Source organism: Chryseobacterium sp. SIMBA_029 (assembly GCF_046535275.1).
GTDB lineage: Bacteria > Bacteroidota > Bacteroidia > Flavobacteriales > Weeksellaceae > Chryseobacterium.
Genome location: NZ_JAWRXA010000280.1, coordinates 1 through 274, shown reverse-complemented (window position 1 = coordinate 274; position 274 = coordinate 1). Strand labels below are relative to the sequence as shown.

General features: G+C 38.3%; 1 protein-coding gene. It reads right to left on the bottom strand.

The features are described 5' to 3' along the window. A partial coding sequence (locus SB679_RS24130; RefSeq protein WP_410704770.1) for a condensation domain-containing protein occupies positions 1-274 on the bottom strand: 274 nt, incomplete at both ends.

Here is a 274-nt window from a genome sequence, read left to right as displayed (position 1 = left end):
CAAATCAACTTCATATTCGATGTTATTCAAATTGAAAATCACGTCAAATAAAGGATTTCTGCTAATGTCTCTTTTAATAGCTATATTCTCAATTAACTCTTCGAGCTGATAACTTTGATTGTCATATGCCTGCAGTGAATTCTCCTTTACTTCTTTCAAAAGTTCTTTGAATGTTTTCTCTTTATCTGGGTGATTCCTCACAGCCAGTGTATTGACGAACATACCGATCATATTTCTCAGATCGGCATGCGGCCTGCCGGCCACCGGTACTCCG